General features: G+C 64.8%; 13 protein-coding genes. 6 read left to right on the plus strand and 7 right to left on the minus strand.

The genetic code is table 11. The features are described 5' to 3' along the window. The first annotated feature begins 7 nt into the window (after positions 1-7). From ACSQ3Z_RS07795 to pdeM, 5 genes are all read left to right on the plus strand, one after another. Positions 8-1372, plus strand: a complete 1365-nt coding sequence (locus tag ACSQ3Z_RS07795) for a leucyl aminopeptidase family protein (protein WP_436170728.1) — start codon at positions 8-10, stop codon at positions 1370-1372. A 59-nt stretch (positions 1373-1431) separates the two neighbouring features. Further along, positions 1432-1782, plus strand: a complete 351-nt coding sequence (locus tag ACSQ3Z_RS07800) for a MarR family winged helix-turn-helix transcriptional regulator (protein ID WP_436170729.1) — start codon at positions 1432-1434, stop codon at positions 1780-1782. A gap of 46 nt (positions 1783-1828) precedes the next feature. Then, a complete protein-coding gene (locus ACSQ3Z_RS07805; RefSeq protein ID WP_436170730.1) occupies positions 1829-2689 on the plus strand; it encodes an NlpC/P60 family protein in 861 nt (286 codons plus the stop codon). 69 nt (positions 2690-2758) lie between these two features. Then, positions 2759-5278 (plus strand): ligase-associated DNA damage response DEXH box helicase, encoded by a 2520-nt coding sequence (locus ACSQ3Z_RS07810; protein WP_436170731.1) that lies wholly within the window; start codon positions 2759-2761, stop codon positions 5276-5278. 21 nt (positions 5279-5299) lie between these two features. Beyond that, positions 5300-6016 carry a ligase-associated DNA damage response endonuclease PdeM gene (gene pdeM / locus ACSQ3Z_RS07815; RefSeq protein WP_436170732.1) on the plus strand — a complete coding sequence of 239 codons (717 nt, stop codon included), beginning with the start codon at positions 5300-5302 and terminating at the stop codon, positions 6014-6016. Positions 6017-6023: 7 nt separating this feature from the next. Here pdeM and ACSQ3Z_RS07820 read toward each other — a convergent pair whose 3' ends face one another. Genes ACSQ3Z_RS07820 through ACSQ3Z_RS07835 form a run of 4 tightly spaced genes read right to left on the minus strand, consistent with a single transcriptional unit; the run spans position 6024 to position 10780 of the window. Next, positions 6024-6959 carry a dimethyl sulfoxide reductase anchor subunit family protein gene (locus ACSQ3Z_RS07820; RefSeq protein WP_436170733.1) on the minus strand — a complete coding sequence of 312 codons (936 nt, stop codon included), beginning with the start codon at positions 6957-6959 and terminating at the stop codon, positions 6024-6026. Positions 6960-6963: 4 nt separating this feature from the next. After that, complete coding sequence (locus tag ACSQ3Z_RS07825; protein WP_436170734.1) at positions 6964-7698, minus strand: 4Fe-4S dicluster domain-containing protein; 735 nt, start codon at positions 7696-7698, stop codon at positions 6964-6966. Then, on the minus strand, positions 7695-10625 hold the full coding sequence (locus tag ACSQ3Z_RS07830) for a molybdopterin oxidoreductase family protein (protein ID WP_436170735.1): 2931 nt from the start codon (positions 10623-10625) through the stop codon (positions 7695-7697). The genes ACSQ3Z_RS07825 and ACSQ3Z_RS07830 overlap by 4 nt, the downstream gene beginning before the upstream one ends. Then, positions 10622-10780 (minus strand): hypothetical protein, encoded by a 159-nt coding sequence (locus tag ACSQ3Z_RS07835; RefSeq protein WP_436170736.1) that lies wholly within the window; start codon positions 10778-10780, stop codon positions 10622-10624. Before ACSQ3Z_RS07835 ends, ACSQ3Z_RS07830 begins: the two co-directional genes overlap by 4 nt. 125 nt (positions 10781-10905) lie before the next feature. Here ACSQ3Z_RS07835 and ACSQ3Z_RS07840 point away from each other — a divergent pair, with 125 nt between their 5' ends. Beyond that, on the plus strand, positions 10906-11802 hold the full coding sequence (locus tag ACSQ3Z_RS07840; protein WP_436171863.1) for a LysR substrate-binding domain-containing protein: 897 nt from the start codon (positions 10906-10908) through the stop codon (positions 11800-11802). A 5-nt stretch (positions 11803-11807) separates the two neighbouring features. Here the strand turns inward: ACSQ3Z_RS07840 and ACSQ3Z_RS07845 are convergent, their stop codons facing one another. The 3 genes from ACSQ3Z_RS07845 to ACSQ3Z_RS07855 form a co-directional block, all read right to left on the minus strand. After that, on the minus strand, positions 11808-13064 hold the full coding sequence (locus ACSQ3Z_RS07845; RefSeq protein WP_436170737.1) for an Hsp70 family protein: 1257 nt from the start codon (positions 13062-13064) through the stop codon (positions 11808-11810). Between the two features lie 172 nt (positions 13065-13236). Next, the gene (locus ACSQ3Z_RS07850; RefSeq protein ID WP_436170738.1) at positions 13237-14028 is read right to left on the minus strand and encodes a TIGR02186 family protein; all 792 of its coding nucleotides are present in this window, start codon (positions 14026-14028) and stop codon (positions 13237-13239) included. After that, positions 14028-14951: a sulfite exporter TauE/SafE family protein gene (locus ACSQ3Z_RS07855; RefSeq protein WP_436170739.1), complete on the minus strand. Its 924-nt coding sequence runs from the start codon at positions 14949-14951 to the stop codon at positions 14028-14030. The genes ACSQ3Z_RS07850 and ACSQ3Z_RS07855 overlap by 1 nt, the downstream gene beginning before the upstream one ends. Positions 14952-15122: the final 171 nt, after the last annotated feature.

The following is a 15122-nucleotide window of genomic DNA, read 5'->3' on the forward strand; positions in this document are numbered from 1 at the left end:
TCATCGTATGCCTGTCGAACTTGTCGAACGCACGCTGCAGACCGCCTTGCCGGTTCATCTGGTGGCAAAGGGCGATCTGGAGGCAGCCGGTCTCGCGCCGTCGTCGATCGCTTGGGCCAAGGCCAACGGTTTCTCCGGTGAGGCCGGCAGGACGCTTGTCGTTCCCGGCGAGAACGGCGCGCTTGCCGGTGCGTTGTTCGGCACCGGCGACGGAGAGGGCACGCTTGCCGTTGGTGCCTTGGCACGGGCCTTGCCGGAAGGCGACTGGTATTTTGCCTCCGACCCCGCGGAGCCCGAACTCGCCGCCATAGCACTGGCGCTCGGCGGCTATGTCTTTACCCGCTACGGCAAGAAACCCGGCAAGGCGCTGCGCTTCACCTTGCCATCCGGCGCCGATGCGGCGCATGTCGGCCGCATCGTCGACGGCGTTTTCCTGACGCGTGACCTGGTCAACACGCCGACCAGCGACATGGGGCCTGACCATTTGGAGGTGGCGGTTCGGATGCTGGCCGCGGCGCACAAGGCCGAGGTGTCGGTGATGAGGGGCGACGACCTGCTCACTCAGAACTTCCCCATGATCCATGCCGTGGGCCGCGCATCATCCGATGCGCCGCGCCTGATCGACATGAGATGGGGACCGGAGGATGCGCCGAAGGTGACGCTGGTCGGCAAGGGCGTTTGCTTCGATACGGGTGGTCTCGACATCAAGCCATCGTCGGGCATGCTGCTGATGAAGAAGGACATGGGCGGTGCCGCCAATGTGCTGGGCCTCGCTTCTATGATCATGGCCGCTGGACTTTACGTGCGGCTGCGCGTGCTCGTCCCCGCGGTCGAGAATTCGATTGCCGGAAACGCGTTCCGGCCGGGCGATGTGCTGACGAGCCGCAAGGGCATCACCGTCGAGATCGGCAACACCGACGCCGAGGGGCGGCTGGTGTTGGCCGATGCCTTGGCGCTGGCCGATGATGAACAGCCTGAACTGCTGGTCGACATGGCGACGCTCACCGGAGCGGCCCGCGTCGCGCTTGGTCCCGACCTGCCGCCCTTCTATACTGGCGACGAAGCGCTGGCGGACGATCTGACGGCAGCTTCCGTCGCGGTCGAGGATCCGTTGTGGCGGATGCCGCTGTGGCGGCCCTATGACGCAAAACTGTCGTCGAAAATCGCAGACATCAACAACGTCACCACGGATGGCTTCGCCGGCTCGATTACCGCGGCACTTTTCCTCAAGCGCTTCGTCGAGAAGACCGCGGCTTGGGCACATTTCGACATCTTCGCCTGGAACCCGTCCGATCGCCCGCACGGCGTCGCCGGCGGCGAGGCGCAAGGCATTCGCGCGCTGGAGCGGATCATCTCGACACGTTACGGCTGATGCTAGCGAGATGTCGTGACTGAAACGGAACCGAAACAATTTGCCGTCATGCTGGCGCGATGTCGATCTCGATGCGCCCGAGCCAGGCCATGCGATTGTGGCAGCAGGTGATGCTGTCGCAGGTGCGCGACGGCGCGCCCGATCTCACCATGCGCCAGACGGCGATCCTGTTCACCATCTATCTCGACCCGCCGCCGCACACGGTACGCGGGCTGGCCGCAAGGCTCAACGTCACCAAGCCGGTCATCACCCGCGCGCTCGATACGATGGGCTCTCTGAAGCTGGTGTCGCGCCATCGCGACGAACTCGACAAGCGCAATGTGCTGATCAGGCGCACTGTGGAAGGCGCGCTCTTTGTCGAGCGCCTCGGCGATGGTATCGTTGCCCGGGCTCATGAACTGCCCATCTGACCAATTGTCGATTTGCCCAACTTACCGATTAAAACGAGTTGCCGATTTGACCGCCAGGGATGCCCGCCTTCACGCCTTTCGCGCCGACCTCGCCGATGCACGGCTGAAGGGCGAAGTCTCCGCCGATCGTTTCGTCGCCGGGCGCCCGGCGCGAATTGCGGTTTCCGTGGCCGATATCCGCAAGGCGCCTCGCCCCGATGCCGGCGTCAACACGCAAGCCCTGTTCGGCGACGATGTCCTCGTCTTCGAAAATACGGACGGCTGGGCCTGGATCCAGGTGGAGCGCGACGGCTATGTCGGTTACGTCGCCGATACCATGCTGGGCGGACGCGATCATGCGCCGACCCATCTCGTCTCGGTGCCGCGCACCTTCCTCTATCCCGGTCCCGACCTGCGCTTTCCGATCAGCGGGCAGCTGTCGATGGGCTCGGCGGTGACGGTGACGGGTACCGCTGAAACCCGCGGCACGCACTATGCGCTGCTGCCCTCCGGTCAGGCGGTCATTGCTGGTCATCTCAGGCCGATCGCGGACACCACCGCAGACTATGTATCGGTCGCAGAGACCTTTCTCGGCACACCCTATCTCTGGGGCGGTGCCTCCGGCTTCGGCATCGACTGTTCGGGCCTGGTGCAACTGGCGATGCGCATGGCGGGCCAGGACGTGCTGCGCGATTCCGACATGCAGGCGGCGACCATTGGCGAGCCGCTCGAACCCGGCCCGGATTTCAGCGGGTTGCGTCGTGGCGACCTCGTATTCTGGAAGGGCCATGTCGCCATCATGACCGACGCCGACACCATGATCCACGCCAATGGCCACACCATGCTGGTCTCGCGCGAAGGGCTGAAGGACGCCATCGCCCGCATCGGTTATCTCTACGGTGGCCCGACAGGCCTCCGGCGGCCTTAGCAGCGTCGTCGATCACCTTTTGTTCCGATTTTGCTTGGCGATCACGCGCGGCCGCGCTACCTCTGGCGCGTGACACAACAGCCGCGCCTCGCTGACCGGAATGCCGCAGTCGTCCTGCCCGAGCCATTCGTCAGATGGTTCGCGCAAAAAGGCTGGTCGCCGCGTGCCCACCAGATCGAGTTGCTGGCGAGGGCACAAACCGGGCAGTCGGTGTTGTTGATCGCCCCAACCGGCGCCGGCAAGACGCTGGCCGGCTTCATGCCGTCCCTGACGGAACTCGCCGATCGTCCCAGACGAAAACCGGGCCAGGCGCATCGCGGCATCCACACGCTTTACATCTCGCCGCTGAAGGCGTTGGCCGTCGACATCGAGCGCAATCTCGGCAAGCCGGTGGAAGAGATCGGGCTGCCCGTCACCATCGAGACGCGCACAGGCGACACGCCTTCGCACAAGCGTCAGCGGCAGAAGCTGGTGCCGCCCGACATCCTGCTGACGACGCCCGAACAACTGGCGCTGTTGATTGCCGCGTCCGACGCCAGGCGCTTCTTCGAGGATCTGCGTTATGTCGTGCTCGACGAGCTGCATTCGCTGGTGACGTCGAAGCGCGGCCATCTCCTCGCGCTCGGGCTGGCGCGGCTGCGCAACTATGTGCCTGGTCTGCAGACGATCGGGCTTTCCGCCACCGTGGCGGAGCCCGACGAATTGCGGCGCTGGCTGGTCGCGCAGAACCCACCCGGCGCCATGGCCGGGCTGATCACCGTCGCTGGCGGCGCCAAGCCCGACATCTCCATTCTCGATTCACAAGAACGCGTGCCGTGGTCCGGCCATTCGGCCCGCTATGCCATTCCCGAGATCTACGAGGCGATCAAAAAGCACCGCACGACGCTTTTGTTCGTCAACACCCGCAGCCAGGCCGAGCTGCTGTTCCAGGAGCTGTGGCGGGCGAACGAGGATTCGCTGCCGATCGCGCTCCATCATGGCTCGCTCGACGTCGGTCAACGCCGGCGCGTCGAGAAGGCGATGGGCGAGAACGCGCTGCGCGCCATCGTCGCCACCTCGACGCTCGATCTCGGCATCGACTGGGGCGATGTCGACCTGGTCGTCCATGTCGGCGCACCGAAGGGCGCCAGCCGGCTGGCGCAGCGCATCGGTCGCGCCAATCACCGGATGGATGAGCCGTCCAAGGCGATCCTGATCCCGGCCAACCGCTTCGAGGTGCTGGAATGCCGCGCCGCCCTCGACGCCAACTATCTCGGCGCGCAGGACACGCCGCCACTGATCAAGGGCGCGCTCGACGTGCTGTCGCAGCATGTGCTGGGTGTCGCCTGCGGCGCGCCTTTCGATGCCGATCTGCTGTTCGAGGAGGTGCGCAGTGCAGCGCCCTATGCCGCGCTGGAGCGTGAGACCTTCGACCGGGTCGTCGACTTCGTCGCCACCGGCGGCTATGCGCTGAAGAACTATGAGCGCTACGCCCGCATCCGCAAGACGGTCGACGGGCTGTGGCGCGTCTCGCATCCGCGCGTCGCCCAGCAATACCGGCTGAATGTCGGCACCATCGTCGAGATGCCGGAGCTCAACGTCCGCTATGTCAGGCAAGGGCGCGGCATGGCCGGGCGCGGCGGGCCGGTGCTCGGCAAGATCGAGGAGTATTTTGCCGAGACGCTGCGCCCAGGAGACAATTTCCTGTTCGCTGGCAAGGTGCTGCGCTTCGAAGGCATCCGCGAAAACGAGTGCGTCGTCTCCAGCGGCGCCGGAGCCAACATCATCGTGCCATCGTATGCAGGCGGTAAATTCCCGCTGTCGACCTATCTCGCCGAACAGGTGCGCGGCATGCTGGCCGATTCCGATCGCTGGCAGGCCCTGCCCGAGCAGGTGGCCGATTGGCTCCGGCTGCAAACGGAAAAGTCGGTGCTGCCGAAGCGCGGCGACCTGCTGGTCGAGACCTTTCCGCGTGGCAACCGCCACTACATGGTCGCCTATCCGTTCGAAGGGCGGCTGGCGCACCAGACGCTCGGCATGCTTTTGACCCGGCGCCTGGAGCGGGCGGGTGCGAGGCCGCTCGGTTTCGTTGCGACAGACTATTCGCTGGCCGTCTGGGCGCTGGACGACATGGCGGCGCTGTTCAAGGCAAGAAAGCCGTCGCTGGGGGCGCTGTTCGACGAGGACATGCTGGGCGACGACCTCGAAGCCTGGCTGAACGACAGCTGGATGCTGAAGCGCACCTTCCGCACCTGCGCGGTCATCGCCGGACTGATCGAGAAGCGCTATCCTGGCCAGGAGAAGAGCGGCCGCCAGGTGACGGTGTCGGCCGACCTGATCTACGACGTGCTGCGCAGCCACGAGCCGGACCATATCCTGCTGCAGGCGACGCGCACCGACGCCTCTGCTGGCCTGCTCGATGTCAGCAGACTTGCCGAGATGCTCTCGCGCGTGCGCGGGCGCATCGTGCATAAGCATCTCGATCAGATTTCGCCGCTGGCGATACCGGTGATGCTGGAGATCGGCAAGGAACCGGTCAATGGTGGCGCCAACGAGACGCTGCTGATGGAAGCGGCCGATCTGGTCGAGGAGGCCATGGGCCGAGGATGACGAACTGAGAGTGATGGGGGCATGAATTTCTCGCTGGCGCGCACATCGCTGATGGCAGAGGCCGATCTGGTCGGCATCGCCGGTGAGCGTGCGGTCTGCGATCCGCGTGGTGTGCTCTATTTTCCCGAGCTTCGGCTGCTGGCGGTGTCCGACCTGCATCTCGAAAAAGGCTCGTCCTTTGCCCGGCGCGGCGCGCTGATCCCGCCTTACGACACAGGCGCCACGTTGCTGCGGCTACAGGCCGTGATCGCCGACTATCAGCCGGCGATCGTCATCAGCCTCGGCGATAGTTTCCACGATGGCGGCGGCGCCGAGCGCATGCATTCGAGCTTTCGCGAGCGGCTGGAAGCGCTGATGGCTGGCCGCGACTGGTTCTGGGTCGCCGGCAACCATGATCCGGAAGCGCCCGCCGATCTGCCCGGCGACACCGTGCGCGAACTCGCCATCGGCTCGCTGCTGTTCCGGCACGAGCCATCGAAGGTGCGCGTCGAAGGCGAGATCGCGGGACATCTGCATCCCTGCGCCCGCATCGTCCAGCGCGGCCGCTCGGTGCGGCGGCGCTGCTTTGCCGCTGACGGCGGCCGCATGATCATGCCGGCCTTCGGTGCCTATACCGGCTCGCTCAACGTGCTCGACCGCGCCTATGCCGGCCTGTTCCGCCGCGAGACGCTGATGGCCTATATGCTTGGCGCCGAACGCATCTTTGCCATTTCCGGCTCGATGCTGAGACCCGGCTGAAACGCCACTATCTACCGTAGTAGAGCGTGACCGTGTGCTTCGCTTCAGCGAAGAACAGCCAGCGCTCGACCAGCATGCCGGCGAACTGGACGACGGCTGCGAGCCCCGATGCGATCGCCGCCAACGGCCAGGGCAGAAAGAACGCCGCGAGCAAAAGCAAGGTGGGCAAGGCGAAGGCCAAAACCTGTGTGATCAGCCGCAGCTTTGCGCCGTGCTTGCGCGCGATGCGAAAACCCATTTCCTTGAGCAGATAGTTTTCCTCGGTGTGCGGCCATTCCAGCGACCGCACTGTGCCGCCGGCAAGTCCAGTTGCGGTGTTGGCGTTGGTCGGGATTTCCTGCCTGTCATTGTAGCGCCAGGTCGCCAGCTTCCAGCCCGAGCCGAGCAATGTGACAAGCAACGATGCTACCAGCACGGTTCTCATACCAACGCCGAAGCTTTGCAACAGGGCGTTCAGGAGCGTGCTGCCGGTCATCGCCGAGAAGATGAGGTAGGCCAGCAGCGTGTAACGGCTGTGCCACTGGGCGATCGGCTTCAGCGAGGCATAGATCATGCCTGTGGTGCAGACGGTGACGATCGCGCCGACGGCCGCCAGCAATCCGGCAATGGCCACCCAGCCACCAGCGCGGCCGAAAAACACCCAGCCGATGCCGAACAGCCCCGCCGGAATGAAGGTCAGGACCGACGCCACGCCTTCGCGCGACAGCCAGGAACTGCGCCATTGCGAGAAGGCGCGCCAGGCGCGTTCAGGCCGGCCGAGATGGCCGGTCGACGACAGCAGGCCGGCGGCGATCAGGCCGAGCGCCAGCCCCATGCCGATGAGCCCGAGCCAGAAATCAGGTGGGATCAACCCCCATCCGCCGAGCACGCCAAGCAGCGCAAGCAGGCCGTAGCCGGCACCGGTGGCGGTGGTGAAGAAGACGACGGAAAAGGCTGGATGCATCGGGTCAGTTCGAAAGCATGCGGTCGACCCAGCCGAGAAAGCCGCCTTCGGCCCATACCGGCTCCAGCGCGGGTGCCGGCACCGATGCGGCGCGCTGGGTATGGGCGCGCGGCGGCAGGTATTTGTTGGTCGGGCTGTAGCCCATCTCAGGCATCAGGTCGACGCCGCCGCGCTCCGCCACCAGCTGCGAGACCGCCGAGGCGGGATCGCCGAGATCGCCAAAATGCCGGGCGCTGGTCGGGCAGGCAGCGACACAGGCCGGGACGCGGTCTTCCTCGGCCAGATTGTCGTTGTAGATACGGTCGACGCACAGCGTGCACTTCTTCATCACGCCGACATCGGTGTCAAATTCGCGCGCGCCATAGGGGCAGGCCCAGCTGCACAATTTGCAGCCGATGCACTTGTCCTCGTCTACCAGCACGATGCCGTCGGAGGCTCGTTTGTAGGACGCCCCTGTCGGGCAGACGGTAACGCAGGCCGGCGTCTCGCAATGCAGGCAGGAGCGCGGGAAATTCACCGTGCGGCCGCCCATCTCGGTCGTGTGCTCGTAACTGTGGACGCGGTTGAACCAGACGCCGTCGACATTGCCGCCATAGGGGTCGATGTCGGTCAGCGGCGCCATGTGGCCGCCGGTGTTCCACTCCTTGCAAGCGGTAACGCAGGCCTGGCAACCGACGCAGGTGTCGAGGTCGATGACCAGGCCGAGCCTTTTGTCGGTGTGGGCGGGAAGGCAGGTCATTCGGCGACTTCCCTGTTCATGCGGAATTCGGCGCCGAAGCGGAGTGTGTCGGGTGCAGGTTCGAAACGCGGCGGCTGCCGGAAGCGTTCGAACTGCGGTTCGGTGAAACCGGCTTCGTCCGGCGCGCATTTGACAATGCGCACCCTGAGGTCGAACCAGGCCGCCTGTCCCGTGACCGGGTCCGAATTCGAATAGCGCTTGCCGTTCGCATCGGCGGAGGTCTGGTCGCCGATGATATGGTTGAGCAGGAAGCCGCGATTGCTCTCGGCGGCGTCGTCCTTCAGCCCCCAACTGCCGCGCCGCTTGCCGATGGCGTTCCAGGTCCAGACAGTATCCGCGTTGACGCCGTCGACCAGCTTGATCTGTCCCTTCACACGGCCGTTGATGCTCTCGATCCACACCCAGTCGTCATCGGCAAGCCCGAGGCCGGCTGCGGTCTGTTGGTGCAAGAACAGCCGGTTCTGGCTGGTGATCTGCCTGAGCCAGGCGTTCTGCGAACCCCAGGAATGGTACATGTGCATCGGTCGCTGCGTCAGCGCATGCAGCGGATATTTTTGCAGGTCGACGGCTGCTTCCTCGAACGGCGCGTACCAGAACGGCAGCGGGTCCATATAGGTCTCGATGCGATTCCGCTCGGCTTCCGGTGGCTGCACCCTTCCATGGCCGCGTGCAGCAAGTCGGAAACGTTGCATCGGCTCGGAATAGAGCTGGAAGACGGTTCGCTCGGCCTTCGGGATGAAGCCCATCTCAACCGCGAAGTCGAGATAGGAGCGGTTGGCCATCTTGTAGTAGCGCTGGTCGGCGGAAAAATCGTGGTGCCAGAAGCCGCCATTGTCGATGTAGCGCTGCAACTGGTCGGGATTGACCGCGCCGCTGCCGATCGCCGTCCCGTCCTTGCCGCGCCAGCCGGCCAGCGGCCCGATGCCGGGCGTGCGTTCGTGATTGACGATGTAGTCGGCATAGTCGCGGTATTTGGCCGAGCCGTCGTCGTTAATGAAGCCGGGCAGGCCGAGCCGCGCACCGAGTTCGATCAGCACCGACTGGAACGGCCTGACGTCGCGGTCCGGCTCGACGACAGGATGGCGGATCGCGTCGCCGGGCCCGTCGGCGTGGCTGATCGGCCGGTCGAGAAGGCTGATGCAGTCGTGCCTTTCGAGATAGGTCGTATCGGGCAGCACCAGATCGGCGAACGGCACCGTCTCGGAATAATAGGCGTCGGAATAGATGATGAAGGGGATCTTGTGCTCGCCCGACGCATCCTGGTCGGTCAGCATGGCGATGGTCTCGACGGTGTTCATCGAGGAATTCCAAGCCATGTTCGACATGTACATCAACAGCGTGTCGATCCGGTAGGGATCGCCCGCCCAGGCGTTGCGGATGACGGTGTGCATCAGGCCGTGTGCGGCCAAAGGGGCGTCCCAGGAATAGGCCTTGTCGATGCGTATGGGTGTGCCGGTCTCATCGACCAAGAGATCGTCCGGCCCGCAGACGAAGCCGAGCGGCATGCCTTCGAGCGGCGTCATCGGCTGCACATTCTTGCCCGCCGGCTTCGGCCCCGGCGGTGCCGGGCGGGGATAGGGCGGCTTGAAGCGGAAGCCACCCGGCACGTCCACCGTGCCCAGCAGCACTTGCAGCAGATGAATGGCGCGGCAGCTGTGAAAGCCGTTGGAATGGGCCGAGATGCCACGCATGGCATGCATCGACACCGGCCGCCCTTTGATCGTCTCATGGCGGCGGCCGGCCCAATCGGTCCAGGCCACCGGCAGTTCGATAGTCTGCTCGAAAGCGACGTGAGCCAGTTCGGCGGCGATCCGGCGGATCGTGTCGGCCGGGATGCCGCAGCGTTCGGCGACTGCATCGGGCGAATAGTTTTCGTCGAGATAGCGATCGGCGACGAGTTGGAACACCGGCACGCAGCGACGGCCGTTGATGGTGAAGCTGCCGGTCAGCGCCGGTTTCGCATCCGGGTCGGCTGCGCCGATGGGCGTCCTGGCCACCCTGTCCCAGGCCAGCGGATTGCCGGCGCCATCGCGCACGAACAGCCCGTCATCGGCGGCACCGGGCTCCTGCACGACAAGCACATGCGCGTTGGTGTAGCGCAGCAGATAATCGAGATCGACGCGGCCGGCCCTCAGCAACTCGTGGATGAGGGCGAACACGAACAGGCCGTCGGTGCCGGGCCGGATGCCGACCCAGTCGTCGGCAATGGCATTGTAGCCGGTCCGGCAGGGATTGATCGAGACCACCTTGGCGCCGCGCGCCTTGAGCTTGCCCAGGCCGATCTTGATCGGGTTGGAATCATGGTCCTCGGCGACGCCGAACAGCATGAAGTATTTGGTGTTGTCCCAGTCGGGCTCGCCGAATTCCCAGAACGAGCCGCCGATCGTGTAGAGACCGCCGGCCGCCATGTTGACCGAGCAGAAGCCGCCATGGGCGGCGAAATTCGGCGTGCCGAACTGGCTCGCCCACCAGCCGGTCAGCGATTGCGACTGGTCGCGTCCGGTGAAGAAGGCAAGCTTCTTTGGATCGGTCCGGCGGATCGCCGAAAGCCGCTCCGTCGCGATCGAGAAGGCTTCCTCCCATTCGATCTCGCGGAATTCGCCCGAGCCGCGCGGGCCGGTGCGCAGCAGCGGCTTCTTCAGCCGCGCCGGGCTGTAGTGCTGCATGATGCCGGAGCTGCCCTTGCCGCAGATCACGCCGCGATTGACCGGATGGTCCTTGTTGCCGTTGATGTAGCGGACCTTGCCGTCCTTGATGTGCACATCGATGCCGCAGCGGCAGGCGCACATGTAGCAAGTGGTCTTGGCGATGCGGTCGGAGACGCTTGGCGAAGTGTCGACGCCGTCGCCCTCGTCGGGCGCGCGCGTGTCGGCCAACGGCCGTTGCGACGGTGCTGAATTGGCGCCGCGCGGCGCTCCGTGGCTCATGATCCGCGAACGCCCTTGCCGCTCGCCGTCTTGGCTTTCGTCTTCGGTCCGGGGCCGCGCATGTAATGCTGTTCAGGGTGGTAGCGCTCGCCGGCGAACTGCCGCCTTACCCGGCGGGTCCAGTGCGCGAACAGCGATTTGAAGCGCCCGATCAATTTCCCAGCCTTTGCGGCGGTGCCGCCAATTTTTTCCAACTTTCCGCAAAAACTTAGAACAAAGCAATTGATCTGTCTAACAAGCAGCTCTTGTAATTCCGATCGAATTTGCTTCTTAATTGACTATGACCCTGGACCAGTTGCGCATCTTCGTCGCCGTCGCCGAGCGCGGCCACATGACCAAGGCAGCAGAGCTTTTGGGCATCTCCCAGTCGGCGGCATCGGCCGCCATTCGCGCACTCGAACAGCAGCATGGCGTCCAGCTCTTCAACCGGGTCGGCCGCAACATCGAGCTGGCGCAGACCGGTCGCCGGTTTCTGCCCGAGGCCAAGGCCGTCCTCGAACGGGCGGCCGCCGCAAGCAACGTGCTCGAAGATGTCTCGCAGACCGTCACCGGCTCGCTTTCGATCGCCGCCAGCCAGACCATCGCCAGCTATTGGCTGCCGCGCCGGCTGGCCTCCTTTCACGAGGCGTACCCCGCCGTCAGGCTGAGCGTCACCATTGGCAACACCAGGCAGGTCGAGACCCATGTTCTGGACGGCACGGCGGATTTCGGCCTGGTCGAGGGGCGCACAGAATCCGACATCTTGCGACGCGCCAAGGTCGACATCGACAGGCTGATGCTGGTCGTCGCCACCTCGCATCCGGAGATCGCCGAAATCGTGCCGGGCCGCCCCGACATCAGGGGGCTGCGCTGGATCATCCGCGAGGGCGGTTCCGGCACGCGCGAGGTGCTGGAGGATCTGGCGCGCCGCGAGGGGATTTCACTCGCCGAGCTGCAGATATTCCTGGTGCTGCCGAGCAACGAGGCAATCCGCCAGGCGGTCGAAGCCGGCGCAGGCGCCACCATCATTTCCGAGCTCGTCGTCGCCGGCGCGATTGCCGAAGGCAGCCTGCGCTCGGTGCCGATCGACCTGCCGAAGCGCGACTTCGCCATCATCGCCCACCGCGACCGGCAGGCTAGCCTCGCCCAGATGGCATTGAAGGCGCATCTGAGCGAGAAGGCGATGGCGTCAGCCTAGCTGTATCAGCCGAACTTCCGCTGGGCGTCCAATGCTAACCCGAGCCCGACCGAGCCGAACATGTCGCCCTCGATGACGGAGGCCTGCGGCACCAGTTCCAGGATCTGCCGCCTCGCAAGCGGGATTGCCGTCGATCCGCCGGTCAGGAACACGGCGGTGATGTCAGAAGCCCTTACACCAGCGTCGCTGATGGTCTGGCCGACCGTCGCGGTCACCCGCTCGATGTCGCCGGCAATCGTCGCTTCGAGGCCAGCCCGCGTGATCTCGGCGGCGAAGCGCGCGCTGGGAAGCGGGACCTGCACGCCGGCCGAAGGCTGGTCCGTCAGCGCGATCTTGGCCTTTTCGACCAGACCTGCCAGCGCATGTCCGTAACGATGTTCCACGATATGGATGAAGCGGTCGACCAGGTCGGGGCGTTCGGCCTCGAAGCGGATCTGTCTCAGATGCGTCATCGCCCTTGCGGTGTAGACGAGGTTGATGCGCTGCCATGTCGCCAGGTCGATGAAATAGCTGGCCGGCAGATTGCGCTTGCCGTCCTTGGTCGGCGTCAGATAGCCGAGCTGCGGCATCACATGGGCGATGCTCAGCAGCCGGTCGAAATCGGTGCCGCCGATATGGATGCCCCGGTTGGCCAGGATGTCGTCCTTGCGGTCGGTTGAACGGGCGCGCTCGGGCGAGACGCGCACGATCGAAAAGTCAGACGTGCCGCCGCCCATGTCGACGATCAGCGCCAGTTCTTCCCGAGTGACCTTCTGTTCGTAGTCGAGCGCCGCGGCGATCGGCTCGAACTGGAAGGCAATGTGCTTGAAGCCCTGGATGCACGCTGCGTTCTCGAGCTCGCCTTCAGCCTTGGCATCGGCTTCCGCGTCGTCGTCGACGAACTGCACCGGACGCCCAAGCACCACGTTTTCGACGGGCGCCTGGGCGTCTTCCTCCAGCCTCTTCTTCAAATGGCCGACGAATTGCCCGACGATCTCCATGAAGCCGATCGAGCGCGCCTTGATGCGCGTCTTCTCATGCACCAGCGAACTGCCGAGCACGCTCTTAAGCGAACGCATCAGGCGGCCTTCGATGCTGTCGGTATAGTCGGCGATGGCCCGGCGCCCGAAATAGGTGTGGTTGTCGTCGAAGTTGAAGAACACAGCACTTGGCAGCGTCACCTGGCCGTCCTCCAGCGCCACCAGCCGCGGCTGTCCGTCGCGGATCACGCCGACGGTGGAATTGGACGTGCCGAAATCGATACCGCCGAATGCTGGTCGCATCGCAGTTTCCTGTCGTTTTTCTGGGGCAGCGGGGTGGCGCCTTGTCTGCTGCGCCAATGTCCGGGTGACCGGACCTTTCTGCCGAACCGGATTGTGATGTGCGCTTGTTGCGCCGGGAGGCGGCGGTCTAGCGCATGAGCCCGCAAAGGGGAACAGGCTTTCGCGAGGAAATCTAGTCTTTGCGGAAGATCAGCCTTCCAAGCCAGCCGGTGAGCATGGCGAGCGATACAGCGAAGACGCCGTAAAGAAAGGAATAGTCGTGCGCGACGCGGAAGATCGACTGTTCGAAACCGGATTTGCGGATTTCGAGCTGGGCCGAGCTTTCCTTGATGAACATGCCGCTCTTGAACAGGAAGGCGCGGGCCTTGTGGGTGCCGACCGGGACATTGGGCGCCAGCCTGACGGTGGCGCGAAACAGGTTCTGCGACAGGAACTGCACGCCGCCGACGTTCTCGCTGTAGAGGCCGGTTGCGGTCTTGCGGTCCCTCAGCGCGGCGGTGAACTCTTCGATCGTCGCCGGGCTGTCGGTCACGTCGGCTGGCTTCATGTAGAGATTGGAAGCGCCGAGCGAGAGCTGCTTGTAGCTGTTCGGATCGGTGACGTCCTGCAGCGGGCGCGTGGTTGCCACCGAATAGGACACCGGCACGTTCTCGAACGTCTCCGACTCCAGATTGATCCAGACGCCGAGCACCCTGTCCTTGCGCCGCACGACCACCGGCCGTGGCGGGCCTTCGAGCACGACGATCACGTCGTAGCGTCCCTGGCGCGCGACGAGCGGATCGGCGTTTTCCAGCGAACCGAAGATGGTCAGGTCGGCCCCCGAAAACCCTGCCGTGATCGAAACGGCGTCGGTCGACAGCCCGATCTGGATGCTTTCGGTCGGCAGCGTCTGCGCTCTTGCAGGCAATATGGCTGCGGCGAGCGACAGGAAAGCAGCGGCTGCGAACGCTTTCAGGCCCGCCATCAGTTCAAGCCCGAGGCGGACAGCGAATAGAGATTGGGCGGCGTGACGAAGAGATCGACGGCAAGCCGGATGGCGACCGCCAGTACCAGCATTGCCAGCAGCGCCCTCAGCTGCTCGCCGCGCAGCTTCTGGCCGGCCTTGGCGCCATATTGCGCGCCGGCGACGCCGCCCGCCATCAGCAGGAAGGCGAGCATGACGTCGACCGTCTGGTTGGTGGTGGCGTGGACCAGCGTGGTGTAGGCCGAGGTGAAGATGATCTGGAACAGCGAGGTGCCGATGACGACGTTGGTCGGCACTTTCAGGAGGTAGATCAGCGCCGGCACCATGATGAAGCCGCCGCCGACGCCCATGATCGACGACAGGAAGCCGATGCCGGCGCCGAGGCCCAGCACCGGGATGACGCTGACGAACAGTTTTGAGGCGCGAAAGCGCATCTTCAGCGGCAGCCGGTGGATCCAGTTGTGCTGGCCGGATTTCTTCAGCACCGGAGCGGCGCCGCTGCGGGTGGCGCGCAGCGCGTTGACGCTTTCGACCAGCATGAGGCCGCCGACCGTGCCGAGCAGCACGACGTAGAGCAGCGAGATGAACAGGTCGAGCTGACCTAGCCGGCGCAAAAGCGCAAAGACGAAGATGCCGCCGGTCGAGCCGACAATGCCGCCGGCAAGCAGCACCCCGCCGAGCTTGAAGTCGAGCGTGCCGCGCTTCATGTGCGACAGCGCGCCGGAGAAGGAGGAGGCGATGACCTGGTTGGCGCCGGTGGCGACCGCGATCGCCGGCGGAATGTTGTAGAAGATCAGCAGCGGCGTGATGAGAAAGCCGCCGCCAACCCCGAACATGCCCGACAGGAAGCCAACCGCCGCCCCCATGGCCAGCAGTACGAAGACGTTGACGGAAATTTCCGCGATCGGGAGATAGATGCCCACCCGTCAGTCTCGATCAGTTTGCCTGTCGGCGATTGCAGCCGTTCGCGGGCAGTGTCGCACCGAAAAGCCAATTTTTTCTTGCGCCGGCGGCGCGGCCGGGTCTAACCCATGCCGCGCCGCCGAAACAAAAAACATCTCAATCAGTTAACAGGCAAATGTGTGGCAAGGGCG

The sequence above is a fragment of the Mesorhizobium sp. LjNodule214 genome (assembly GCF_964252735.1).
Classification (GTDB): Bacteria; Pseudomonadota; Alphaproteobacteria; order Rhizobiales; family Rhizobiaceae; genus Mesorhizobium.